This window comes from Desulfosarcina cetonica JCM 12296 (assembly GCF_001311845.1).
Taxonomy (GTDB): domain Bacteria; phylum Desulfobacterota; class Desulfobacteria; order Desulfobacterales; family Desulfosarcinaceae; genus Desulfosarcina; species Desulfosarcina cetonica.
Map to the genome: position 1 here is coordinate 1 of NZ_BBCC01000071.1, position 21,787 is coordinate 21,787.

Here is a 21,787-nt window from a genome sequence, read left to right on the forward strand (position 1 = left end):
CTTTAGCGCTTCAGCTCAGATCCCAGTAGCCTTTTCATCCCCCACAGATGTTCCCGGCCGGATTCCTTGTTCCCTATCAGTATCTCGTTCGGTTGAATTCTCAGACCTTCGTCTTCAGTAAAAAACTACCCCCTGATAATACCGCCTCAAAGCCATCCAATCATCAGAGCGTATCACAATCGTTGAGAAATATTAGCAAATATAGTACCATAGGTTAAATTATGTGCATACGGCCAAAAATATCTAAATTAACTGACAATTCACCACCACGATGCTCAGCGGCGCAATTCTCGTTGTGAAAAGATGTTACACTTTTTACTAAAACGGGGGGGATGTAGCTGTATCGATCTTACACGCTCTGAAGCTTTGCAACAAAGGAATTCCGCACTATCTCAATTTGAGCTTTTTTATCGTTCCTTCGTGTTTATGTGGCGAAGTTAGGGCCAAGCCCCGAAAATCGATTATAACACTGGAGATTCCATAGCATCGGGATTTAGTTCAGAAGATTATGCTTTTGTCTATTATCCGCTGTGGTTTACCAGATTAGGTGATGGCGTGGAGGTTTCCGCCCGGTATGATGATGGGGACTTTCTCATTTCCGGTTTTTGGACGGATTGGCCGACGACAATATCTGGTAGTCGGCCTTATCACATTATGGGCAACTTTCTCGCAAAGGTGAAGATGACAAGACCGGTACTGCATCGCCCCGATTACAGATACAGGGTGCTTTGGCCGTTAGCGGGCGTCTTCGGCGACGGGGGGCAAACACGCGCGATGACTATCCTCCCGCCAGCATGACGGTGATATAAACATCATCGCCATCCTTGACCGGCTTTTTCAGTTCATCGGGATAGGCGCTTTCCATGTTCAGATAAATTTCAATTTGATTCTTCAGCTTGCCCTTGCCGTCGAAAAGGGCTTCCCGCATGCCTGAAAAACGTTCGATCAAGCGATCGATGCAATCACCGATGGTATTTCCCTCCAGCTCAAGGGTTTCAATGCCGCCGGTATATTGCCGGTGGGTTTTGTGAAGATTCAGGGTCACACGCATGATGAAATCCTCCCGGAAGAATACCCACAATGGTCGCAGGTGGGATTTTTACGTAATTTGAATTCGCTGAATTTAAGCTTCAGGCCGTCGTAGATTAACAGCCGATCAGCCAAAAATTCGCCAATGCCGATAATGATTTTGATGGCCTCGGTTGCCTGAAGCGCACCAATCACGGCCGGTGTAACGCCAATGACCGGTATTGCCGGCGGCGGTTCCACGGGGCCGCGGTACAAACACCGCAGGCAGGTACTGCGGCCCGGAAGAATCGTCATGATCCGTCCCTCGAATCCGTTGACGGCACCATGAATGAACGGGATATTCGATACCAACGCGGCTTTGTTGAGGATATAGCGGGTTCCCAGATTGTCCAAAGCGTCGATGATGATATCGTGGTCAGCCACCAGTGCCCGTGCATTTTCCTGGGTGATATGGCTTTGGACAGCGTTGACGATGACATGCGCATTCAATTGATGCAGAGTTGCTTTCGCGGACGCGACCTTGAAGCGACCGATATCGCTGTCGCCGTGAAGGATCTGACGATTCAGGTTGGTCAAGGCGACGCGGTCGTGATCAACGAGGGTGATCGTGCCGATCCCGGCGGCGGCCAGATACATCGCCGCAGGCGACCCCAAGCCACCGGCCCCGCAGATGCACACCTTGGCCTGCTTCAGCTTCACCTGGCCGGCCTCGCCGATTTCATCGATGCCGATCTGCCGCTCATAGCGGCCGCGTTCTTCCGTGGATAGGAAGGCAGGCATGGTTTTGTCTCCTGTGAGAAAAACGACACGGGGCGGCTGAATATTGCTCCAGGCCGCCCTCGCTTCGTTTATGGTCTCAACCGCTTTACCTTTTCGGATCACGTCTATGGCAAAAATCCCTGTGGGGATGCTGTGCTATAGGTGTTCTCCTGCTGCGGCCGGCTGGCCTTTGGCTTCGGACTGGCGCAGGGCACTTTCCCGTTTCTTGCGGGCAACGACCACATCGGCGGGAATAAAATCGATGGCTTTTACATCGCAAAAGCGGACGCACTGCGGATCTCCGCCACACAGGTCACATTTAAAAACTTGATTCGTGGTCCGATTGTAATTCATGGCGCCGAAGGGGCAGATATTGACGCAGGAGCGGCAGCCGATGCAGACTTCTTGGTTGACCATCAAAAAACCGAAATCCTTGTCGCGGGAAATGGCGCCTACCGGACAGACGTTTTTGCACGGGGCATCCTCGCACTGCTGGCAGATCATCGGTATATAGCGCCCTTCGTCTTCCCACTTTACGATTTGGATTCTGCTCTTCGCCGGGTTGGACACGCCTTCGTGAACGACGGAACAGACCTGTTCGCAAAGGCGGCAGCCGGTGCATTTTTCAGCATTAACCGTGAGAAATTTTTCCATTGTTTTCTCCTTCAATTCGTTCAGTGTCCATCCATCAATCGCGTATCTGAGGATGGGCGCTATTTAAACCAGGTGGGAAGGTTCCTGATCCAGTCCCAACCGTTCCAGGGTTTCGGGGGTCGGGAAGCCTTTTTTGTCCCACCCGTGATGACCATAAAATTCATCGATCATGTTGCTGAATTTCTCCCGATCAATGCAGCGGCCGACAACATCCGGGGCGCCCGCCGGCAGGGTTCGTCAAAATACCGGTGGTTGAGGGTGTCGCCTTTGTACGGATCGTTGCGGGTGAGGCCTTCGCGCAAATTAAAGAGGCGTTCCATGTTGTTGCACCGTTCGGCGGCATACCAGAGGTCTTCCGCCGTGAACTCGAGGCCCGTGTTATAGTAGATCACCGCTGGCCAATCCTCGAAGTTGGGCAGCGTCGCGCCCAGGAACAACGTGTGGTATTTGCAAATGCCCAGGCAGTCCACGGCCATATAGCAGTTCTCCTGCCAGAACACCTGCCAGGGTTTGCCGACATATTCGGTATGCTCCGAGGAAAGTGGGCCGTCATAGGGAATCGGGCTGCTGTAAATTTTCCGCAACACCTTTTCCGGCAGATGGTAAAGATCGATGGCCGGCCGGCTGCGCAGGTGGTCGGAACCGCGCGAGGCCGTGGCGATGTTCAGGGCCAGGGCCGGTGTGGCGCGCTCGTCGGAGTGCAGGTTGTTCATGCCCTTGACCTGAATGAGATAGTCAAAGGCGTTCTTGCCGATTTTCTCTGATGCGGGAATGCCGCCGTCGGCCAACACGTTACCCAGCCAGCTGCTGCGGTTGCAAATCTCATGGATCATCTGAATCAGGGCCTTGTCGTTGCCGAACTTGAGTTCCAGACCCTCGGTTTCCTTATTGGTCAGGATGCCCAGTTCATAGAGTTCCATGGCCCAGGAGATGATGCTGCCGATCTCAAGGTTGTCGACGCCGTACTGGTCGACCAGGTGATTGGCGGACAGAACGGTTTCGGCTTTTCTGCAGTCGGGCTCGCTGCCGAAGGCGCCCAGGGAAGTGTATTCAGGGCCCTCGTCATACTTCCCGGCCAAAGGACCGGTCTGGATCTTGTACTTCGCCCGGCAATGCACCTGGCAGCCGAAACAGCCGGCCATGTGATGGGGCCCATGGTTTCCGTGGCAATGTCGTCGATGGCTTCGGGCTCGATCTCATCGGCATAAAGCATCTGGTTGTATTGAAAGTTACGGGTGCGGACGCCGCCCCAGCAGTTGGTCGCGCCCCAGATAAAGGGCGTTCCCAGGGTCCCTTGGGTCTGGTTGACCTTGGCGCTGGTGATCTGTTCGATAAATTTTTTGTTATGTTCCAGGGCATCCACGGGATGGGCGAGTCGGATATCCATGTCGCCGCGGCAGGCAATCGCCTTGAGGTTTTTGGAGCCCATGACACAGCCCATGCCCGAGCGGCCACCCGAGTTCTTGATGCCGGTCATCACGCAGGCGTAGGTCACCAGGTTCTCGCCGGCGGCACCGATCACCATGCTTTTGATCTCCTGGTCGCCGTGATCCTCACGGATGGCCCACTGGGTCTCGGTGCAGGTTTTGCCCCACAGATGGGATGCGTCGCGGATTTCGATGTCACCATTGTGGATCCACAGATAAACCGGTTTCTCGGCCTTGCCCGTGATGACCAGGTGGTGAAAGCCGGCCCAGGCCATCTCCGGAGAGAAAAAACCGCCCATGTTGCAGCTTCCCAAAAGGTTGGTCAGGGGCGATTTGGCCATGATGTGGGTTCTTGACGTCGCCGACGCGCAGGTGGCGGTCAGCAGCCCGCCGCTGACGATGAGCGGGTTGTCGGGTCCCAGGGGGTCGCAGCCCTTGGGGGCGTGATTGTAAAGCAGATAGGCGTCAAGGCCGCGGCCACCGATGAATTTTTTCCTGACTTCCAGCGGAATGGGCTTGGTCTCGATCTTGCCGGTCGTGAGATCGATATATGCAATTTTCCGATCCAGTGCCATGTCGCGTTCCCTCCTTGTTTATTTGGAACCGTCCTTAGATGCTTCCAGTTTTTTAGCCAACGTTTCTTCGGCCAGCTTGCGGTTGACCTCCCAGACCGGACCACGGATTCGGGGCAGTTGGGGGGTTACCCAGAAAAGCCGGTAGGTCATGCCGCAGGTCGGGCAGGAAATCTGCTGCGCGCCGGGCTCGGGTTCCAGCCGTCCCATGCAGCTGGGATTGTGGCATCTGACCTTGCCATACGTTCGGGTTTTGCGAAGCGATTCTGATGCGGAAGTTTTGCCGGTGTCTGTGGCCATGGGCTGCTCCTTCGGTTGATGTTGATGTCCGAAAAATTCATTATGATGAATTCAATTATATTATGATTTCGATTAGGTCAAGTCGTTTTTCGTTAGTACTGGTGAAAAATAACCAAAAATAACCTAATTTTTGTTTGACACGCACAATCATGCATAATATAGGTTTAGCAACTAATTCATTATAATGAATTTTAACATTACGGAACCCCATCCCGTATCAGCGACAGCCTGATACCTGGCGAATCAACTCAAATGACTTAACAAAAGGCCTTCGACGATGGAAAAAAGACGGGAACAATTGCTGATCGATGCAGCCCGATGTACAGGATGCAAACGTTGCATGCTGGCCTGTTCAATGAAGCACCACAACGTCATCAACCCCTTTCTTTCCCGCGTCAAGGTCATGCGATACGAGGATCAGGCGCTCAACGTGCCGATCCTCTGCATGGCCTGCGACAACGCCCCCTGTATAAAGGTCTGCCCCATGAACGCCCGGATCCGGCAGGCCAACGGCACGGTCATTACCGATACGTCGGTGTGCATTGGCTGTCGGGCATGCGTTTACATCTGTCCGGTGGGCAGCCCCTCGGTGAATCCCTTCAGCGGGCAGACCATGACCTGCGATATGTGCATGGATGACGCGCAGCAGCCGTGGTGTGTGACGGCCTGCCAAAAAGAAGGTGCATTGAAGATGGTCAAGGGCGAATCTCTCACCATTGACAGGGTCAGAGAACGGGCGGGGCGATCACGGGCCATCTTCCCCTCCAGGTAGATCTCCGACTCTTTTGGGATTGACGGATTTTAATCGATAGTTTCTCGGTAAAGACAGAGGGGGGTATTATGAAAGTCGTCATTGTTGGAAATGGCATTGCGGGCAACCAGGTGGCCTTTTCAATCCGTAAACGTTGCCAAGACACCGACATCTGTATTGTTTCTGCCGAAAATGTGCCGGAATACGATCCCTGTTCGCTGCCCTATTTTTTGGGGGGAGACTGTGAGGAAAGGTCGGTATTTAGGAAAATGGCGGATGACTATACGAACCATCGGATCCAATTGATGGTCAACAGCAAGGTGGCTTCCATCTCGCCGGACGTTAAAACGATCGTCACTGAAAACGGATCGCGCATTTCCTATGACAAGCTGGTGCTGGCCCATGGTGGGGATCTGTTTATCCCGCCGATCGAGGCATCCGCAACCAGGGCGTATTCAGCTGCAAGCAGTTCCATGAGACGCTCAAGCTGCGTTCTCACAACGGAACCCGTGCGGTGGTGATCGGCTCCGGCGCCATCGGTATTGAAGCGGCCGAGGCGCTAAAGAAAAAGGGTTACGCGGTCACGATCATCGAGCTCTTGGACTGGATTCTACCCGCCCTATTTGACGAGGTCACGGCCAAACGGATCGAGGCCGCCATGGAACGCTACGGGATTCATGTCCATACCGGTGAGAAAGTCATGCGTATCAACGGGGACATAGCAGTTACCGGCGTCACGACCGATAAACGCGAGATACCGTGTGACACGGTGGTGGTCGCCACCGGCGTGGTTCCCGGGGTGGCGTTGGCGCGGACCGCCGGCATCGCCACCGAGCGGGGCATCCAGGTCGATCGAACCATGCAAACGTCGGTGCCCGATATCTATGCCTGCGGTGATTGCGTTCAGACCATCGATGCCTGCACCGGCGAGATGGCCATGTTCCAGCTCAAGCACAACGCCATCGAGCAGGGTGAAATCGTGGCCCGCAATATTCTTGGTGAGCAGGTCAAGTACTTGGGGGCGTATGCCTTTGCCCGGGCCCATTTCTTCGACACCCATGCCGTCACCTTCGGCAAAACCATGCGGGCAACCGATTGCATCCTGGGCGACAAGGAGTTGATCGAACGTGAAAACGGCAACGACTATCTGCGCGTCGTGCTTTTGGATGGCAAGGTGGTCGGCGGGCAGGCCATCGGGAAATACGCCGACAGCATCGGGTTTTTCATCGGTGCCATGTGGCGAAAAGACGACATGAACCGATTGAGAAGAAAGATTGCTCAGCTTCCTTCCACCGGCGCCGTCCACGCCTGGCACCAGATTCACATGGGGAGCCTGATGCAATCAAGCGCTTGAGGACGATCCGTCCGCTATATCTCGCTGCCGCGAAAACGCAATAACGCAATGATGCCCAACACGGCTGTGTAGAAAAGCACATTGGTCCACACATAGGCCGACGGCATGGCATCGAAGGACGTTCCCGTGATCCAGCTGGAAGCAATATCCTGAAGCATGTAGACCTTGGGAAAAAGGGTGCGCCACAGGGAGATGTCGGCCTGTCCGGAAACCATTTGCCGGACCATGTCGCTTTGCATGAGCTGGTAGGCCCCGTCCGATACAAAGCTGATGCCGATGACGATCAGGGAGAAAAGCGCGGCCACCACATTGGGAAAAAAGAGGGACAAGGTGCATGTCAGCACAATGGCAAACAAAAGATTGACCGAACAGATGAGCGATGCGGTCAAGTATCCGGCGATCAACGAACCGGTATTGGCCAGGCCGATCAGGGCGATGGTCAGGTGAAGAATGAACATGAAAAGGGTCGCCAGCATCCAGGTGCCGGCAATTCTTCCAAGCACGTACTGCCAGCGGTCCATGGGCCGGGAGAGAAACATCACCAGGCTGCCGTCGTTGCGGTCCCGCGAAAAAATACCCATGGCCAGCAGGGTGGTCATCAGGAACATGCCGGCAGCCACCACGTGAAATGCGATCAGCGAGGCATGGAAGGCCACGGACGCCGAAGGCATCGTCTGCCCGTTGACATTATAGCTGCCATGGTAGCAGCTTCTGAGCAGCAAAACAAAAAACAGCGCGACCGCCAGCAAGACATAAAAGCTCTTCTGACGCATCAAGTCCTTGACGGTAACAAGCGAAATCCGACCCATTTTACTCTGTGCCCCCCTCCACGTGGCGGATAAAGACCGCTTCCAGCGTCTCATTCTCCTGAACGATCTTCGCCAGGCCACCCTTGACCACGATGCGGCCCTTATTCATGATGGCCACTGAATCACAGAGCCGCTCCACCTCGGAGAGCAGGTGGGAGTTGAGCAAAAGGGTACCGCCACGCGTCTTGAAGGTTTCCAGCAGGATGCGAATATCTCGCATCCCCAGGGGATCAAGACCCGAGACCGGCTCGTCCAGAACCAGCAGTTCGGGATCGCCCAAAAGGGCCGCTGCCAGTCCGATGCGCTGAACCATCCCCTTGGAGTAATGCGAGGCTTTTTTCCTTTCCTGGCCCTGCATGCCGACACGTTGCAGCATATCGCCCGCCGCGGTCCTGGCGCGGGCACCGTTCAAACCGCAAAATGCGGCGTGGCGCATCAGGTATTCCCAGCCGGACAGATAGGGCGGGATGCGATGGTTTTCCGCCAGGTAGCCCAGCTTCCGACGCGATGCCGGCTTGCCGGCCGGCAGCCCATGGATGCGGATGTTTCCGGCGCTGCTCCGCGAGAAGCCGAGCAGCATGCGCACCAGGGTCGTCTTCCCTGCGCCGTTGGGCCCCAACAGGGCAAAGGCCTCGCCTTTTTGGACCGTAAAGGAGACCCCGTCCACGGCGACCAAGTCCCCGAACAGTTTGGTAACGTTCTCGAATGAAATCATGCTTTACCCTTAAACAAACGTCCCAGACGATAACCGTCCGATATACAAAAGAAATAAATGGATTTTCTACACAATGGATTGGAACCTGTTGCCGCCTGAACAAAGCGGAACTTTTTTTTAGAATAGCATGGAGCACCCACAGATTGAAACCGCCAATCCAACGAACCCAAAACGATCTGCTGAAACAAACCGCCCCTTCATGGCAAAAAGGCCGATATCTCCGGACCGCCAAATTCGATAAGGTTCACATATGGGACATTTAAAATGCTTGACGGAGAATCATAAAAGACCTAATAAAAGGTCACATAAAGTACCTTATAAAGACCCAAGAAAGGTGACGCCATGCTAAGGAAAATTCATGCCAGCCTGTCTGTCAGCATCAGCGAATTGAAGCGCAACCCCCAGGCGGTAATAGACGATGCCCACGGCGAAGCCATCGCCCTGCTCAACCGCAACAAGCCGACCGCCTACATCATTCCCGCCGAGACATATGAAATGCTGATGGAAATCGCCGAAGACGTAGAACTGGCCGGAATTATCGAGCAGCGAAGAGGCGAGAAGGCCGATGCCATTGAGGTCAGCCTTAATGAGCTATAAGCTGAAGTTTTTGCCGAGCGCATTAAAGGAGTGGCGCAAACTCGACCCGCGCATCCAGGGACAATTCAAGGCGCAATTGGAGAAACGGCTTGAAAATCCCCACGTTCCGGCATCACGGCTCAGAGGCTACACCAATTATTATAAGATCAAGTTACGGTCGGTCGGCTATCGGCTGGTGTATGAAGTCGAGGATAAAGAAATCACGGTTTATGTGATAAGCGTCGGACGGCGCGACACAATTTACAGGATGTTAAAGAAAAGAAAGGCCATTTTCTGATAAGGCATCAAAACCGCTATGGGGTTTTGGCAAAAGGCCGTTCGGCCCAGCTTGCTTTTTTCAGGCATGCGTAGATCGAGCAACCTTTTAATGCAATACCTCCACTGACAATCCTATACACCGGTATATCAGCCACATAAGAAGCCATTTTCCCACGTTTATGAAAACGATCCATCATCTGGTTTTCCAGGATATCATTGGGAAACGCTTCGATAACCCCGCCCCACAAATAGACACCTTGAGTCGCACCGAGCGATAGTACCATATTCCCACAAAAAGTTCCCAATGCCTGAGAAAACGCTTCCAACGTTTCACGAGCCACTTCATCGCCACTATTATATAAGGTTAAAATTTTTTCCGGAGAAGGTTGGTTGTCCTTAAGGCGACTAGTTTTACGGTAAAAAAAAGCATATAGCCGTTGCAAGCCTTTCCCGGATAAGATGTCTTCATAACTTACAAAATTCTGCATTGTCTGCTTGATTATATCTTGTTCCATGCCTGCCTCGGGCGGAAAGCTTTGATGACCACCTTCTGATGGGATCACAATCAATCGGCCATCGGCGGTTTCCTTGAGTGCGGCAAGACCCAATCCAGTTCCAGGCCCACAAACGATCTTAGTGTCGCCGCGGCCCTTTCCACTGCATATGGGGACGACATCTTCATTTTCAATTGCCGAGAGTCCGTAAGCAAGCGCCTCAAAATCATTCAGGAGAAGCACAACGATATGGGGAGATATTGCCGTCTTAAACGTTTCAACCAGCGCATTGGTTGAGATCTGCCAGTCAGCGTTCGTAAACCGGACAAAATTTCTATGTTGGGTTAAATGACCAGCAGCACTAATGACGATAGACGTTATCCTGTCAAGTTGAACGCCGCACCCTTGGGTGTCTGACAAAAATTGATTTAATGCGGAATGGAAACCTTTATCCGCCCCGGGAAAGCGATCGATTCGATACTTCTTCTTGATGATGATTTGGTGAGCGTCATTCACATAGGCAATCCGGATACTCGTTCCTCCGGCATCTACGCAAATTCTCATTGATCCCCCGTTCAGTGATTCAGCAGCAATGATTTTCTTGCTGCAGAGGATTTTCGCACTCCGCTGAAAAAGTATATTGGGTTGTCGGGACAGACGGAGCTTATTCTTCCATCTTGTATTGTTTTTTGTAGACGCGGCTTGAATGTACCAAACTGGAAAGTTTCAACACGGGCTTTATTAGTAGCTGAATACACCCGACAATAAACAGCCAAGTGCCGCTCTCAACTAGCGATTGATTTAAGAAGAAAAAGCTTCCGATTAAAAACCAGATCGCTATCATCAAATCGTTTAAAGCGCCCAACGCCTCATATCGCCGTTGAATAACGATGTGCCGATGGCCCAAATAAACGTCCAACTCTGGATTTTTATTATCTTCCATAATGACGCTTTATATATCGTATTTAAGATAATGTTTTTGGCAAGGCCAGAGGGAGGAAGCTGTATAAACCATACCGCGACGACCGATAACGCAGCCCCAAAACATGATCTTGAATACTATAGCCCACGGGAGGAGGAATGCAAGGGAACATTGACGGATTCGTAAAAAGCGGCTTACCCCTTGCGGGGAAATATCTGTGTTCACGAAGTGACCCGAATTTTGGGTCACTTCCTTAGAAGCCCGATATCGGCGTTGCCCCCTTGTCTTGATTGTCTAATGGCCCATCGTGTGGTATTCGAATACCGATTTCCGTTGTGAACGAGCCTCGTATCTCTCACCAAAAACAATATATCCTTATCCACGCACATGAAAAACGAATGCGAACACATTCTCAAACAAGCGGCTCTGGCCCACGCGGAAGGCAGGCTTGCCGATGCGGAAAAAGCCTATCTCGAAATATTGAAGGCAGAGCCGGATTCGGGATCGGTGCTGAACGCGCTTGGAACGGTTTTCCTGGATCAGGCCCAACCGGACAAGGCAAAAGCGTATTTTGAAAAAGCGGCCAATCTAAATCCGCCCTCTCTATCGGCATGCTATAATCTGGGCAGACTCAAGCAGATGGCGGGAGACGACAGGGGGGCCATCCACATTTACCGGGCCATCGTCAAGCAGCAGCCCAGATTTGGTTTGGCATGGAACAATATGGGTGTGGCTTACCGGGAAATCGGCGATCCGGAGGAAGCCATCTCCTGTTTTCGACGGGCGGTGGCATTCGCGCCTGACATGGCGGAGGCATGGAACAACCTGGGTGTGGCACAGGATGAGTTTCACATGGTTGAAAACGCCGCCAGCTCATACCGAAAGGCGATTGAAATACAGCCGGATTATGCATCCGCCCACTTCAACCTGGGAGTCTCCTTACAGAAACTCGGGCAATTCAAAGCCGCCGGGGACCATTACAACAAAGTGCTGGCGATCAAGCCGGGCGATGCGGCGGCCAAGTTCATGCTCCAGAGCCTGGGGACGTCGGCACCCCCCGATGCCGCCCCGGCACAGCATGTCCGCAGGATTTTTGATCAGTGTGCCGGGACGTTTGAAAAGATTCTGGTAAACGATCTGCAATACCAGACCCCTGAACGCCTGTTTAACCTGGTGCGCCCACATCTGAAGCAAGATCTGACGGTTCTGGATCTCGGCTGCGGCACCGGTTTGGGCTCACAATTCTACCGGCCATATGCAAAATTCCTCATGGGTGTCGATGTATCGGCCAAGATGCTCCAAAAGGCCGCGGAGAAAAATACCTACGACGATCTCATCGTCTTTGACATCCTTCAAGACTGGACATTTTCCCACCCCTTTGATCTTATATATAGCTCTGACGTATTTGTCTATTTCGGGAATCTGGATCCGATCATCCGATCGGCATCATCCGATCTTGTTCATGGAGGGATGATTGCCTTTTCGGTGGAAAAATTGGAAGACGACAGTACCGGGTATCAGTTGTTTCCCAGCGGACGCTATGCCCATTCACATCGGTATATCAGGGAGTGCCTGAAACATCATGGATTGGCGCCCGTTGAGGAAACCGACGCGGTTATCCGCAAGCAGTCGGGGGATGAGGTCAAGGGATTGTTAATTGTGGCCAAAAAGACGGGAAATGAAAGACTGCCGACATGATGATGACCGTATGCGCTAGACGCCATAGGCCAGCTCTCGCTGGTGGGCCTCATGAATCGCGATCGTGCGGCCCTCACGGGTCAGAAACCATTTATCAAGATGGCCGACAAGGTAGTCGAAATGACGCTTGGGCGGAAATTCGAATCTTTCGATATCGATATGGAACCCCACCTTTGAATATCGCCATAATTTGTCCGCATCTTTGACGACGGCATCTTCCGGAGATCTTGCCGCCTGGGTGGTGTCATGCCCGTCGATGATGGATACGATTTGGTTAATCCGTGCATCCTGAAAGCCCAGTGCCGCCAGAATGTCCCTGGCAATGGCGACGCCTTCGGTTTCATGCTTTCTCCTGAGGCTTTCATCCCTCTTCCCCGGCTTGAACGCTTTGAGCTGATCCGACACCGGGATCGCGGACCACCCGACATCATGCAAAATGCAGGCGGGCATGATGACTTCAGGAGCGCCCTGGGCGCATTTCAATAAAGCGGTTGCATATTGGTAGACAATGTACGTATGAATCAGATTTTTCCGGGTCTCCAGAAAGGGCAAGGCCGACTTGAAAATGTCCCGAAAGGCCGGATCTATTTTTGCCAATTGAAACTTCTCGTCGATGGAAATGGTTTGAAGCATCATCATTGTTGTTTTCAACTCCGCAGAAACTTGAACCTAATTGGATTACAAAATATCCAAAATGGGAAACGCTCAACTTAGGTTGAAAAAAGCAGACGTTAAGGTTGCCGGAAATACGAAACCGCCATGCGCCATCGCCTCCATCATTATCGTGATCTTTTTTCCGTCAGCCTGCCCCTGGTTCTCTCCATGGCGGCCACCACGGTCATGGAATTCACCGACCGGGTCTTTTTGGCCAACTATTCCCTCGATACCATTGCCGCAGCCCTGCCGGCCGGCGTGGCCGCTTTTCTCATCCTGACCTTCTTTACCGGAATCACCGGCTACCTGAGCGTTTTCGTGGCCCAGTATACCGGTGCGGGAAATTTCTCCCGCATCGGCCCCTGCATCTGGCAGGGGATCTATTTCTCCCTGCTGGCCGCCGTCATCCTCACGGCGGCGTCCCAGGCTGCCGGGCCGATTTTCCAACTGGGCGGCCACCCGCCGGAAATCCAGGCGCTGGAACAAAGCTATTTCCGGATCCTCTGCCTGGGCGGGGGGATCAACGTGATGGGCACCGCACTGGCCGGCTTCTTCTCCGGAAGGGGCCGGACGCGCCCGGTGATGCTGATCAACGGCATCGGCATGCTGGTCAACATCCCGCTGGATTATGCCCTGATCAACGGGATCGGAATTTTCCCGGAAATGGGTATCCGCGGGGCAGGCATCGCCACGGTGTTCAGCTGGACGCTGATTGCCACGCTCTTTGGCCTGTTGATCTTCAACCGGGAAAACGACCGGCGTTACGGTGTTCTCTCCAGCCGCCGCCTGGATATGGATCTGTGCCGCCGCATCGTCGCCCGGGGCGTACCGGCTTCATTGCAATTCACCATCGACGTGTTCGCCTTCACCTTCTTCATTTTCGCCATGGGCCGCCTGGGCAAAACCGAGCTGTCCATCAGCAACATCGCCTTCTCCCTGGAGTCCCTGGCCTTCATGCCCGCCGTGGGATTCTCCATGGGGCTTTCCACCCTGGTGGGCCAGTCCCTGGGCAGAAACGACGTTCCCGCGGCCCTTCGTTTCACCCGTCAGACCATTCGGGTGCTGTTGACCTATATCTTTTTCCTGGACCTGATCTTCCTCTTCGCGCCCCACACGGTGCTGGATCTTTTCCTGGCGGCCGAACGCGGCAACCCCGACTACGCCCGTCTGCTGGCCGACGGCACCCGGGTCCTGCGCACCATGGCGGTCTTCATCGCCTTTGATGCGCTTTACTTCACCTTCATCGGCGTTTTGAAGGGTGCCGGTGACACCCGTTTTATCATGTGGAGCATGGGGGTAGCCACCCTTTTGGTGATGATCCTGCCCCTTTGGCTCCTGATTGCCTGGCAAAAGGCAGGACTTCTCTCCTGCTGGATCATCCTGACCCTGTATGTGCTGTCCCTGTGTGCGGTCTCCTTCTGGCGTTTCCGGCAAGGACGCTGGCAAAAAATCCGGGTCATCTGACCAGGATGGCTCCATGTGCCATGTCATGGAGCCACCCACCGGCCTGGTACGCAACCCCTTACGTCCCAAACGGTTAAACCGAAAGATCCGGCGGCGGTGTCCCCGGTGGTGCCGGCACGGTCAACGGCCAGCGCAACCAAAAGGCATTATGGGCAATCAGGCCGGCCCGACAATGCATAAGTTGACATAGATGATGAGAATATTGATATCCGCAGGAAGATTGGCCGCCGCCAGGTTCTTGGCGGCAGGTGCCAGCAGGAGCCGCAGAAGGAAAATCCAGGTCACGATCAGAACCGCCAGAACCGCCAAAGCGCCAATGGCACGCTTGAAGAAGGTCAACCGGGTAATCCCCCAAAACTGCAAATGCCAGGAGTAAACCAGCGCCCAAAAGATGATCGACGAAGCCACGGCGGCAAAGGAGAAACTCGGGCTGAGTCCCAGGGCCAGCGTGCCCGTCCAACATAAATACCCCAACACATGGGCGATGAGGGTCTGAGCAATGGCGGCACCCGGATGACCCAGCCTGAGAAAAGGCCACCCCTGGGTCGTGAAGACCGGATTGAAAATGAAGAACCAGGCGATGCTCCACACCAGGAAACCGGTCAGCCAGTTTGCATTCAACGGTCCGTGGTGATTGGCCGGCGAATCGGCAAAGGGCGTGCCGTCCAGATTGGTGAGGGTGACCCAGATGATAACGGAGACCATCAGGATCATGGCAAAGCTGGCCGCCATGGTCGCCCATGGATGCAGCCTGCCCTTGAACGGCCAACCGTTCCAGTTGATTCCGTAGAGAAGGGTCAGCCAGAAGGCGATCACGCCGAACCACAGATAAAGCGGTCCCATCGGCCAGCGCGGATAGACGTAGAGCAAAAACAGGAGTAACGCCGTCGTGGTCACCCCCCAGATCAGGGTCATCCCCAAACCGGCGATGGCGCGCGACTTCTCCGGCGTCCAGCCGCCGGCCGGTGGAGAAAAGGGAAAGTTGTCGCCGAGTAGGGAAAGGTGCCCCAGCACCACCAGCATCATCAGCGTGCCGGGCATTAGTTTTAAAATGGCCACATCGAGCGGTACCAGGTAAACGAATACCGCGACACCGACCAGGGTCAGGATGGTCAACTGAATCAATCCCGAAAGGAACCGTTGGGGCCAATTCCGATCTTGGGGTCTTCCATTTTGCCGTCTCCTCCTTGCTGAAATGAATAAAACGCCACCTGCCACCGGGCCAGCGTCTGCAACGCAGCAGTATGGATCGCGTCATTAAAAACAATGGGATGCGGGAAGCTAAAAGAAACTTTTTATCATTAGGAATGAGAACGCCTGGCGCGTCAAAGCAATTAAATTTATACGAACCATAAGATTTTTTAAGCGCCGGCTGGCATGTGGCTTGCGTTTTTTATGATGACGGGCGCCGTTGTAATGCGATTGGCCCAGGCGGGACCTCGAAAACTAACGGGAATAGGCTTCCGCCCGGCGGATACCGCACGCGTAGCGCGTTCAGTGGCGATTTTTCAGAAAATCCAATGTAATCCGTAATACGGCGGGGGTGGTCGCTGGTGAAAGCACCTTGCCGGCCAGAACGTGCGTCCGGGGTCACGGTTGCCCCTGAAAAACACCAGTTTCTTGCCGGCAGCGGGAAATGCCAGGAATCGGATGATCGCCAGAACAATATTGATCACCCGGTCCCAGGGATTGAGCAGCATCAGGACCGGCATGGTGGCGCCGGATAGTTTGACCTGCCAGGCTTTTTTAACCAATTGCATCATACTGACAATGGCGCTGATCGGATAGGGATTGGTCCAATAGCCGGCATGCTGGCGACTGATGGTTCGAAGCGTCCGCCAGTTCCCGAAAAGAAACCGGTACAACCGATAAGCCGGCGGCCATAAAGCTGCCACTGACACGGGGTTCTTGGGGCCGAAATTGGGTGACAGCAGGATCAGGCGCTGAATCAGGGGAGAAAGGTCCGGCTGTGCCGCCAACCAGGTGGCCAACGTACCACCGGTGGAGGTACCCATCAGGATAATCCGTTCCCCGATCAGACCGCCAATGGCGATCGCTTCCAGACCATCCTCCAGCCAGTCGTCAACGCTGGCCGCGCCCAGAGCCATGCCATCCTGACCATGACCCGTCAACCGTGTGTAAAAAAGATTGGCGCCGAGGGCTGCGGCCAGCTGGTCGCACAGGGGCCAGACCTCCATGCGACTGGCGGAAAAACCGTGCAGATAGACAATCGATAGGGGGCGTCTGATCATCCGGCGTTCATGCCAGATAATTTTTTTCTCGCAACGGATTCGGACGCTGGCACATCGGGATTCGGCGTGTCGAAGGTAGGCGTCGAGACGGTTCAAGCGACGGGGAATATGACGTGTTGGGCTGTTGAGCACGAGCAGCGTGATCTCCTGGAGTTCCGGTATCAAAAATATGCCGATTATTTAACAGAAAGCATCTGTTCGGGTCAACGGCCGAACGCCGGGCGGAATCTGACCAGTCTTTTTCTCATCATGGCATGCGGCCTTTATTTTCATCCCGCTTTGTGATTATGAGAAGGAGCTGATCGCGCAAAGGCGGAGGTGAGATCTATCGCCAGCAAAAGAAAGTGTTTTCAATGAAGCGGAGAAATCATGCATACCACGGAAATCAAAGTAAGAGGCTATCACCTGGACGTTTTCGGGCATGTGAACAACGCCCGTTATCTGGAATTTCTGGAGGAAGCCCGTTGGGCAATCTTCGACGACAAGCTGGATCTGGAAAACCTGGCTCGTGACGGGTTTGCCTTCACCGTTGTCAACATCAACATCAACTATCGGAGTCCGGCCCTTTTGTATGATGTACTGGTCGTCGAGACCCATCTCGCCAAGATCGGCCAGCGGTCGGCGGTTTTGCATCAGCACGTAAAAAAGAAAAACGGGGAAACGGTGGTGGATGCGGATGTCACCTTCGTCATGCTGGAGACGAAAACACAGAAAGCGGCCGTGCTGGAGGGACGTTTGCGGGACAGTCTCATGAGGGCTATCGAGGGTTAGCCTGTTCAATGGATGAACGATCTTCTCCGGCGGTGCCGTCAGCGTTGTTTTTTTTGTTCAGCTCAGCTTTGTTCAAGCCCCGATCGATCAGCGCGTTGGCCAGCTGATTAATCATCTGGTTCAGCCATCGGGTTCCGCTCGCTGTAGCTGATCTCGAATCCATCCCACCGGACCGTCATTTTCGTAAGGAGGCCCCCATGAAAGTGAATAAAGTCGATCACATTTGCATTGCCGTGAAAAATCTCGAAGAGGCCCGCAAGGTCTGGGAACCGGTACTGGGAAAATCCGCGCCCGATGACAGTTACATCGATGAACCTGAAAAAATCAGGGTTGCCCGGTACTGGGTGGGTGAAGTCGGGTTTGAACTGATGGAGTCGACCACACCGGACGGGGAAGTGGCCAAGTTCATCGAAAATCGCGGCGAGGGGGTCATGCTGATCAGCCTCAATGTGGACAACACCCGCGCGGCCATGGAAGAATTAAAGGCGGATGACTATCCCTTGATCGGCGGTGCCCGCTCGTTCCGGGATTGCGAGTTCGCCTTCGTTCACCCCCAAAAGATGAACGGCGTGCTGCTGGAACTGATCGATTACAAGTGGCGGGAGCTGAAAGATCGCTGACGGACTCGGTTGCCCTGGCATAGACACACGGATTCGCTCACCAAAGGCCGCCCTCGGCGGTATTCCAGCGGTTATTCCGGTTTCAACTCGCGGGTATCCCACCAGTCGCGGCCATAATTGATAAAAAGCTGCTTTCCGGCAGGGACCGGTTTGATGGTATGGAAGACGATCAGATCACGATCCGTGTCATGCCAGTACTCGGTATTATGATGGTTGGAATGGTTGAACAGGCTGCCCCAGCCGAGCACGAGGGAATAGTAGTCCGACTCGCCGTTCTCTTCGGCCGATTCCAAATTGAACACATAGTCATCGAGCACCCCGGCGCATTCGTCGGCCTTGATGCGCAGGTAAGGGCACTCTTCCAGCGTCGTATCGGCGGGAAGGGATGTCGTCGTGAATATGCCGTGGCCAAAATCACAGGGCGAGACAACAAGGTCGGGATGTCGGTATAGGGGATTGAGTTTTCTTTTCATGGGCCTCGTTTGATCAGCATGCCTCCAACCGCGATGGTGTTTATCAACCCGAAGGGGTAAAGTCAATCGGCGGCCGGCCGGAAATCAGGGCAACCGCATTGGGATTTCATCCTTGCTGTTGGTGTGATCAGAAACCAGTGTTTGGGATCAATCAATGTCAAATGCCAAAACCCAAATGTCAATTGAAGGCTAAGATCGATTATAAAACGTCAGAATACCACCATTTGGAATTTTTCATTAGTCATTTGGCATTTTTACAAATCGCCAACGTGAAAAAAAATTAGCGATACACCAAATGTGCTTAACCAGTTATCCTGCCGGCCGGGGGTTGTCAAATCGGCTTTCCTGTCGCAATATAACGGCCAGTATCCCAAAAGCTTGCATCGCATTTTCATACCAACGAAGGAGTCACCATGTTCAAACGTGTACGATGGGTGTTGGCCATCCTGGCCCTGACCCTGATGGCCAACGGATGCGGTTACAACGCCCTGCAACAGATGGAGGAAGGCGTCTTTCGGGCCTGGTCCGATGTGGAAAGCAATCTGCAACGCCGCGCGGATCTGATCCCCAACCTCGTGGCCACGGTCAAGGCTACGCCAGCCACGAGCAGCAGACCCTCCAGGCGGTGGTCGAGGCCCGCGCCAAGGCGACCAGCGTCAACCTGTCTACCAAGGACCTGAGCAGCGCCCAGGCCATGCAACAGATGCAAGACGCCCAGGGCGGACTCTCGTCGGCCCTGTCGCGATTGATGGTGGTGGTGGAACGGTATCCGGAACTCAAGGCCAACCAAAACTTCCTGGATCTGCAAAACCAGTTGGAGGGCACGGAAAACCGGATCAACGTGGCCCGTCAACGTTACAACCAGGCCGTGGAGGCATTCAATTCCAAGATCCGCAGCCTGCCCTACAGCCTGACCAACTCCCTTTTGCTCCACCTCGAGCGCAAGGAATACTTCAAGGCTGAAGCCGGCGCCACCCAGGCCCCCAAGATCAGCTTCGAGTAGAATGGCCGCCATGAAGAAACATGCCGCGATATTGCGCAAGCTCATGCCGATTTTACTTCTCGGTCTGCTGACAATCGTCTGGGGTCTGCCCGCGCAGGCGCTGGATGTCCCCCGGCTCCAGGGCCATGTCAACGATGATGCCGGCATGCTCACCAGCACCAGCCGGCGGCAGCTCGAGGCGGTTCTGAGCGACTTCGAACGCCAGGAATCCACCCAGATCGTCGTGCTGACGATCCCGTCGCTCAAGGGCGATGCCTTGGAGGACTTCTCCATGCGCGTGGCCGAGGCCTGGAAGATCGGTCAGAAGGGAACGGACAACGGTGCCATCCTGCTGGTCGTCAAGAACGATCGCAAAATCCGCATTGAGGTCGGCTACGGGCTGGAGGGGCGGCTCACCGACCTTGTGGCCGGACGCATCATCCGCAATGTGATCACGCCCTATTTCCGCGCCGGGCAATTCGACCAGGGCATCACCCAGGGAGTGGGAGCCATGATCGAGGCCGTGAAGGGCGAATTCTCGGCACCGGCCACCCCGTCAGCGTCCCAAAAAAAGTCACAAAAGGGAACGCCGATTTTCGCCGTCTTGGGGCTGCTCTTCCTGGTCAACGCCCTGGGCCGGGTCAGCCGGTTCATGGGCGCCGCCGCCGGTGCGGTTCTCTTTCCCATCGCCGGTGCCCTCTTTTTTGGGGCCGCGCCCCTGCTGCTATTGGGATTGGTTCCCATCGGCATTCTGGCCGGCCTGATCCTCAGCGGGGTGGGCGGCGCGCTAAGCAGCGGTGCCAACAACCGCATCCATCGTGGCGGCGGAGGCGGGTATTGGGGGGGCGGCTTTGGTGGTGGCGGTGGATTTTCCTCCGGCGGTTTCGGCGGGTTTTCCGGTGGCGGCGGTGGATTTGGGGGTGGTGGGGCTTCGGGTGGCTGGTAATCACAAAATTAACGGATCCGTAAAGCGCCCGATATCGGCGTTACGCGTCATCCTTCGTCACTGCGGCGTACGCAAAAGTACACCTTCATTCCTTAAGGATTCGCAAGCCTTGATCTCGGGCGCTTTACGGATCCGTCGGATCAGCGATCTTTTACGAGTGCATCAAAATGAAAAACCTGGCTGAACAGTTTTTATCGGCAGCGCAGCAGAAGCAAATCGAGGCTGCGGTGGCCCAGGCCGAGGCGAAAACCGCGGGCGAGCTGGTCTGCATGATCGTCTCGTCGAGCTACCCCTACCCCATGGCCAGTGCCCTCGGCGCAACATTCCTGGCTTTGCCGCTGGCCCTTTTGGCAGCCCACTACACCGGCGCCTGGCTGTGGATCGGCACCGACAACATGTGGCTCTTCCTCGGATGGTTCGCCCTTTTGTTCTGGCTGGCCCACGGTCTGTTGGATCGTTGGCCGGCCCTCAAACGGCGTTTCATTTCCCGACGGGAGATCGACGAGGAGGTCGAGGAAGCCGCGGTAACGGCCTTTTTCCGTCACGGCCTCTACCGCACGCGCGATGCCAATGGCGTGCTTTTGTTCATCTCGGTGTTCGAGCGAAAAGTGTGGCTGTTGGCCGACAAGGGCATCCACGCCAAGATCCCCCAGGCGCAGTGGAATGACCTGGTCCAACGGGTCACCCAGGGAATCGGACAGGGACAACGGGTGCCGGCCATCTCCAGTGCCATCACAGAGATCGGCGACCTTTTGGCCGCACATTTTCCCATCCGGCCGGATGACACCAATGAACTCGCCAACCTGATCATCGGCGATCCATAGGCCGCATGGTACCCGCCATTCGACGGGGGCAAGGGCTCCGGTAGGAGGATCAGCGATCCGAAGCCGTCACCGCGGGTTGATCAAAGGCCTGATTCAGGGCAATGCCGTATTCAATCTCCGAGAATCCGGGACAGTTCGTGCGCAAATCCTTGAGCAGGTACCGCCAGGTGGACGTCCAGCCACTGTGCGGCGATACGGGCAGCATCCCGGCCTGGTAGCGCCGGGCGACAGCCAAAGCACAGGCATCCAATCCGGATGCCTCGAGTCCGGCCGTTTCCGGTTCGCTTTGATGTTGAGGTGTCTCCATTGGCGTCATGGCATGTCCCTCCTCAAGGACCAAGGGCGGTCATCGCATCCGAGGCCAGCGAATCTTCTGGCAAATGCGCGGTGAAAGCGCTACACTGCCACCGGCATGTGTCAATGCCGATCCAACCGCAGCATTCATCTACTGGCAATCAATCA

25 protein-coding genes and 3 pseudogenes are annotated in these 21,787 nt (G+C 54.7%); 11 read left to right on the plus strand and 17 right to left on the minus strand.

The genetic code is table 11. From position 1 onward, the window contains the following. Window positions 1-778 precede the first annotated feature (778 nt). The 7 genes and pseudogenes from JCM12296_RS16580 to JCM12296_RS16605 form a co-directional block, all read right to left on the minus strand. Entirely contained in the window at window positions 779-1,051 is a 273-nt protein-coding gene (locus tag JCM12296_RS16580) for a MoaD/ThiS family protein (protein WP_054695377.1), read from the minus strand. Beyond that, a complete protein-coding gene (locus JCM12296_RS16585; RefSeq protein ID WP_054695380.1) occupies window positions 1,042-1,809 on the minus strand; it encodes a HesA/MoeB/ThiF family protein in 768 nt (255 codons plus the stop codon). The genes JCM12296_RS16580 and JCM12296_RS16585 overlap by 10 nt, the downstream gene beginning before the upstream one ends. 135 nt (window positions 1,810-1,944) lie before the next feature. Beyond that, window positions 1,945-2,442, minus strand: a complete 498-nt coding sequence (locus JCM12296_RS16590; RefSeq protein WP_054695383.1) for a 4Fe-4S dicluster domain-containing protein — start codon at window positions 2,440-2,442, stop codon at window positions 1,945-1,947. 63 nt (window positions 2,443-2,505) lie between these two features. After that, complete coding sequence (locus JCM12296_RS47605) at window positions 2,506-2,613, minus strand: aldehyde ferredoxin oxidoreductase C-terminal domain-containing protein (protein WP_281492033.1); 108 nt, start codon at window positions 2,611-2,613, stop codon at window positions 2,506-2,508. Next, a complete protein-coding gene (locus JCM12296_RS44710; protein ID WP_281492034.1) occupies window positions 2,610-3,584 on the minus strand; it encodes an aldehyde ferredoxin oxidoreductase C-terminal domain-containing protein in 975 nt (324 codons plus the stop codon). Before JCM12296_RS44710 ends, JCM12296_RS47605 begins: the two co-directional genes overlap by 4 nt. Before the next feature lie 308 nt (window positions 3,585-3,892). Continuing rightward, window positions 3,893-4,444: pseudogene (locus JCM12296_RS44715) on the minus strand (aldehyde ferredoxin oxidoreductase N-terminal domain-containing protein); the annotation flags it as partial. 18 nt (window positions 4,445-4,462) lie between these two features. Continuing rightward, a complete protein-coding gene (locus JCM12296_RS16605) occupies window positions 4,463-4,741 on the minus strand; it encodes a hypothetical protein (protein WP_054695392.1) in 279 nt (92 codons plus the stop codon). Between the two features lie 277 nt (window positions 4,742-5,018). On the opposite strand from JCM12296_RS16605, the gene JCM12296_RS16610 reads away from it, so the two are divergent. Both JCM12296_RS16610 and JCM12296_RS16620 read left to right on the plus strand, forming a co-directional pair. Beyond that, window positions 5,019-5,513 carry a 4Fe-4S dicluster domain-containing protein gene (locus tag JCM12296_RS16610; protein WP_054695397.1) on the plus strand — a complete coding sequence of 165 codons (495 nt, stop codon included), beginning with the start codon at window positions 5,019-5,021 and terminating at the stop codon, window positions 5,511-5,513. A gap of 68 nt (window positions 5,514-5,581) precedes the next feature. After that, window positions 5,582-6,846, plus strand: a pseudogene (locus tag JCM12296_RS16620) (NAD(P)/FAD-dependent oxidoreductase). Window positions 6,847-6,860: 14 nt separating this feature from the next. Here the strand turns inward: JCM12296_RS16620 and JCM12296_RS16625 are convergent. Both JCM12296_RS16625 and JCM12296_RS16630 read right to left on the minus strand, forming a co-directional pair. Then, window positions 6,861-7,655, minus strand: coding sequence for an ABC transporter permease (locus tag JCM12296_RS16625; protein WP_054695405.1), 795 nt, complete (start codon window positions 7,653-7,655; stop codon window positions 6,861-6,863). Between the two features lies 1 nt (window position 7,656). Further along, window positions 7,657-8,370, minus strand: a complete 714-nt coding sequence (locus JCM12296_RS16630) for an ABC transporter ATP-binding protein (protein ID WP_054695409.1) — start codon at window positions 8,368-8,370, stop codon at window positions 7,657-7,659. 342 nt (window positions 8,371-8,712) lie between these two features. Between JCM12296_RS16630 and JCM12296_RS16635 the strand changes: the two genes are divergently transcribed. Both JCM12296_RS16635 and JCM12296_RS16640 read left to right on the plus strand, forming a co-directional pair. After that, window positions 8,713-8,967, plus strand: a complete 255-nt coding sequence (locus JCM12296_RS16635) for a type II toxin-antitoxin system Phd/YefM family antitoxin (RefSeq protein ID WP_054695416.1) — start codon at window positions 8,713-8,715, stop codon at window positions 8,965-8,967. After that, window positions 8,957-9,244, plus strand: a complete 288-nt coding sequence (locus JCM12296_RS16640; RefSeq protein ID WP_054695419.1) for a type II toxin-antitoxin system RelE family toxin — start codon at window positions 8,957-8,959, stop codon at window positions 9,242-9,244. The genes JCM12296_RS16635 and JCM12296_RS16640 overlap by 11 nt, the downstream gene beginning before the upstream one ends. Window positions 9,245-9,260: 16 nt before the next feature. On the opposite strand, the gene JCM12296_RS16645 is transcribed toward JCM12296_RS16640, so the two are convergent. Both JCM12296_RS16645 and JCM12296_RS16650 read right to left on the minus strand, forming a co-directional pair. Beyond that, window positions 9,261-10,283, minus strand: a complete 1,023-nt coding sequence (locus JCM12296_RS16645; RefSeq protein ID WP_054695422.1) for a glucokinase — start codon at window positions 10,281-10,283, stop codon at window positions 9,261-9,263. A gap of 100 nt (window positions 10,284-10,383) precedes the next feature. Then, window positions 10,384-10,662 carry a YrhK family protein gene (locus JCM12296_RS16650; protein ID WP_054695424.1) on the minus strand — a complete coding sequence of 93 codons (279 nt, stop codon included), beginning with the start codon at window positions 10,660-10,662 and terminating at the stop codon, window positions 10,384-10,386. Window positions 10,663-11,028: 366 nt separating this feature from the next. Here JCM12296_RS16650 and JCM12296_RS16655 point away from each other — a divergent pair, with 366 nt between their 5' ends. Then, complete coding sequence (locus JCM12296_RS16655) at window positions 11,029-12,339, plus strand: tetratricopeptide repeat protein (protein WP_054695427.1); 1,311 nt, start codon at window positions 11,029-11,031, stop codon at window positions 12,337-12,339. 15 nt (window positions 12,340-12,354) lie between these two features. Here JCM12296_RS16655 and JCM12296_RS16660 read toward each other — a convergent pair whose 3' ends face one another. After that, entirely contained in the window at window positions 12,355-12,978 is a 624-nt protein-coding gene (locus JCM12296_RS16660) for an HD domain-containing protein (RefSeq protein WP_054695431.1), read from the minus strand. Window positions 12,979-13,098: 120 nt separating this feature from the next. Here JCM12296_RS16660 and JCM12296_RS16665 point away from each other — a divergent pair, with 120 nt between their 5' ends. After that, window positions 13,099-14,457, plus strand: coding sequence for an MATE family efflux transporter (locus JCM12296_RS16665; RefSeq protein WP_054695434.1), 1,359 nt, complete (start codon window positions 13,099-13,101; stop codon window positions 14,455-14,457). Window positions 14,458-14,613: 156 nt separating this feature from the next. Here JCM12296_RS16665 and JCM12296_RS16670 read toward each other — a convergent pair whose 3' ends face one another. Then, on the minus strand, window positions 14,614-15,573 hold the full coding sequence (locus JCM12296_RS16670) for a hypothetical protein (RefSeq protein ID WP_157067678.1): 960 nt from the start codon (window positions 15,571-15,573) through the stop codon (window positions 14,614-14,616). Window positions 15,574-15,965: 392 nt separating this feature from the next. Continuing rightward, window positions 15,966-16,874: an alpha/beta hydrolase gene (locus JCM12296_RS16675; protein ID WP_157067679.1), complete on the minus strand. Its 909-nt coding sequence runs from the start codon at window positions 16,872-16,874 to the stop codon at window positions 15,966-15,968. Window positions 16,875-17,078: 204 nt separating this feature from the next. On the opposite strand from JCM12296_RS16675, the gene JCM12296_RS16680 reads away from it, so the two are divergent. Further along, window positions 17,079-17,480, plus strand: a complete 402-nt coding sequence (locus JCM12296_RS16680) for an acyl-CoA thioesterase (protein ID WP_083456217.1) — start codon at window positions 17,079-17,081, stop codon at window positions 17,478-17,480. Here the strand turns inward: JCM12296_RS16680 and JCM12296_RS47610 are convergent. Further along, complete coding sequence (locus JCM12296_RS47610; protein WP_281492035.1) at window positions 17,467-17,595, minus strand: hypothetical protein; 129 nt, start codon at window positions 17,593-17,595, stop codon at window positions 17,467-17,469. The genes JCM12296_RS16680 and JCM12296_RS47610 overlap by 14 nt on opposite strands. 82 nt (window positions 17,596-17,677) lie before the next feature. On the opposite strand from JCM12296_RS47610, the gene JCM12296_RS16685 reads away from it, so the two are divergent. Beyond that, a complete protein-coding gene (locus tag JCM12296_RS16685; RefSeq protein ID WP_054695447.1) occupies window positions 17,678-18,100 on the plus strand; it encodes a VOC family protein in 423 nt (140 codons plus the stop codon). A 71-nt stretch (window positions 18,101-18,171) separates the two neighbouring features. On the opposite strand, the gene JCM12296_RS16690 is transcribed toward JCM12296_RS16685, so the two are convergent. Further along, window positions 18,172-18,573 carry an SET domain-containing protein-lysine N-methyltransferase gene (locus JCM12296_RS16690; RefSeq protein ID WP_054695450.1) on the minus strand — a complete coding sequence of 134 codons (402 nt, stop codon included), beginning with the start codon at window positions 18,571-18,573 and terminating at the stop codon, window positions 18,172-18,174. A 497-nt stretch (window positions 18,574-19,070) separates the two neighbouring features. On the opposite strand from JCM12296_RS16690, the pseudogene JCM12296_RS16695 reads away from it, so the two are divergent. The 3 genes and pseudogenes from JCM12296_RS16695 (at window position 19,071) to JCM12296_RS16705 (ending at window position 21,325) form a co-directional block, all read left to right on the plus strand. Continuing rightward, window positions 19,071-19,576, plus strand: a pseudogene (locus JCM12296_RS16695) (LemA family protein). A gap of 10 nt (window positions 19,577-19,586) precedes the next feature. Further along, window positions 19,587-20,501 carry a TPM domain-containing protein gene (locus tag JCM12296_RS16700; protein ID WP_246804430.1) on the plus strand — a complete coding sequence of 305 codons (915 nt, stop codon included), beginning with the start codon at window positions 19,587-19,589 and terminating at the stop codon, window positions 20,499-20,501. A 167-nt stretch (window positions 20,502-20,668) separates the two neighbouring features. Continuing rightward, window positions 20,669-21,325: a TPM domain-containing protein gene (locus JCM12296_RS16705; RefSeq protein WP_054695453.1), complete on the plus strand. Its 657-nt coding sequence runs from the start codon at window positions 20,669-20,671 to the stop codon at window positions 21,323-21,325. Window positions 21,326-21,374: 49 nt separating this feature from the next. Here the strand turns inward: JCM12296_RS16705 and JCM12296_RS16710 are convergent, their stop codons facing one another. Beyond that, window positions 21,375-21,641, minus strand: a complete 267-nt coding sequence (locus tag JCM12296_RS16710) for a hypothetical protein (protein WP_054695454.1) — start codon at window positions 21,639-21,641, stop codon at window positions 21,375-21,377. Window positions 21,642-21,787 lie beyond the last annotated feature (146 nt).

What these genes read in the sequence shown, in the direction of transcription:
- JCM12296_RS16580 (WP_054695377.1), bottom strand. Translation starts at nt 1,051, where the DNA reads ATGCGTGTGACCCTGAATCTTCACAAAACCCACCGGCAATATACCGGC.
- JCM12296_RS16585 (WP_054695380.1), bottom strand. Translation starts at nt 1,809, where the DNA reads ATGCCTGCCTTCCTATCCACGGAAGAACGCGGCCGCTATGAGCGGCAG.
- JCM12296_RS16590 (WP_054695383.1), bottom strand. Translation starts at nt 2,442, where the DNA reads ATGGAAAAATTTCTCACGGTTAATGCTGAAAAATGCACCGGCTGCCGC.
- JCM12296_RS47605 (WP_281492033.1), bottom strand. Translation starts at nt 2,613, where the DNA reads ATGATCGATGAATTTTATGGTCATCACGGGTGGGACAAAAAAGGCTTC.
- JCM12296_RS44710 (WP_281492034.1), bottom strand. Translation starts at nt 3,584, where the DNA reads ATGGCCGGCTGTTTCGGCTGCCAGGTGCATTGCCGGGCGAAGTACAAG.
- JCM12296_RS16605 (WP_054695392.1), bottom strand. Translation starts at nt 4,741, where the DNA reads ATGGCCACAGACACCGGCAAAACTTCCGCATCAGAATCGCTTCGCAAA.
- JCM12296_RS16610 (WP_054695397.1), top strand. Translation starts at nt 5,019, where the DNA reads ATGGAAAAAAGACGGGAACAATTGCTGATCGATGCAGCCCGATGTACA.
- JCM12296_RS16625 (WP_054695405.1), bottom strand. Translation starts at nt 7,655, where the DNA reads ATGGGTCGGATTTCGCTTGTTACCGTCAAGGACTTGATGCGTCAGAAG.
- JCM12296_RS16630 (WP_054695409.1), bottom strand. Translation starts at nt 8,370, where the DNA reads ATGATTTCATTCGAGAACGTTACCAAACTGTTCGGGGACTTGGTCGCC.
- JCM12296_RS16635 (WP_054695416.1), top strand. Translation starts at nt 8,713, where the DNA reads ATGCTAAGGAAAATTCATGCCAGCCTGTCTGTCAGCATCAGCGAATTG.
- JCM12296_RS16640 (WP_054695419.1), top strand. Translation starts at nt 8,957, where the DNA reads ATGAGCTATAAGCTGAAGTTTTTGCCGAGCGCATTAAAGGAGTGGCGC.
- JCM12296_RS16645 (WP_054695422.1), bottom strand. Translation starts at nt 10,283, where the DNA reads ATGAGAATTTGCGTAGATGCCGGAGGAACGAGTATCCGGATTGCCTAT.
- JCM12296_RS16650 (WP_054695424.1), bottom strand. Translation starts at nt 10,662, where the DNA reads ATGGAAGATAATAAAAATCCAGAGTTGGACGTTTATTTGGGCCATCGG.
- JCM12296_RS16655 (WP_054695427.1), top strand. Translation starts at nt 11,029, where the DNA reads ATGAAAAACGAATGCGAACACATTCTCAAACAAGCGGCTCTGGCCCAC.
- JCM12296_RS16660 (WP_054695431.1), bottom strand. Translation starts at nt 12,978, where the DNA reads ATGATGATGCTTCAAACCATTTCCATCGACGAGAAGTTTCAATTGGCA.
- JCM12296_RS16665 (WP_054695434.1), top strand. Translation starts at nt 13,099, where the DNA reads ATGCGCCATCGCCTCCATCATTATCGTGATCTTTTTTCCGTCAGCCTG.
- JCM12296_RS16680 (WP_083456217.1), top strand. Translation starts at nt 17,079, where the DNA reads ATGCATACCACGGAAATCAAAGTAAGAGGCTATCACCTGGACGTTTTC.
- JCM12296_RS47610 (WP_281492035.1), bottom strand. Translation starts at nt 17,595, where the DNA reads ATGATTAATCAGCTGGCCAACGCGCTGATCGATCGGGGCTTGAACAAA.
- JCM12296_RS16685 (WP_054695447.1), top strand. Translation starts at nt 17,678, where the DNA reads ATGAAAGTGAATAAAGTCGATCACATTTGCATTGCCGTGAAAAATCTC.
- JCM12296_RS16690 (WP_054695450.1), bottom strand. Translation starts at nt 18,573, where the DNA reads ATGAAAAGAAAACTCAATCCCCTATACCGACATCCCGACCTTGTTGTC.
- JCM12296_RS16700 (WP_246804430.1), top strand. Translation starts at nt 19,587, where the DNA reads ATGAAGAAACATGCCGCGATATTGCGCAAGCTCATGCCGATTTTACTT.
- JCM12296_RS16705 (WP_054695453.1), top strand. Translation starts at nt 20,669, where the DNA reads ATGAAAAACCTGGCTGAACAGTTTTTATCGGCAGCGCAGCAGAAGCAA.
- JCM12296_RS16710 (WP_054695454.1), bottom strand. Translation starts at nt 21,641, where the DNA reads ATGACGCCAATGGAGACACCTCAACATCAAAGCGAACCGGAAACGGCC.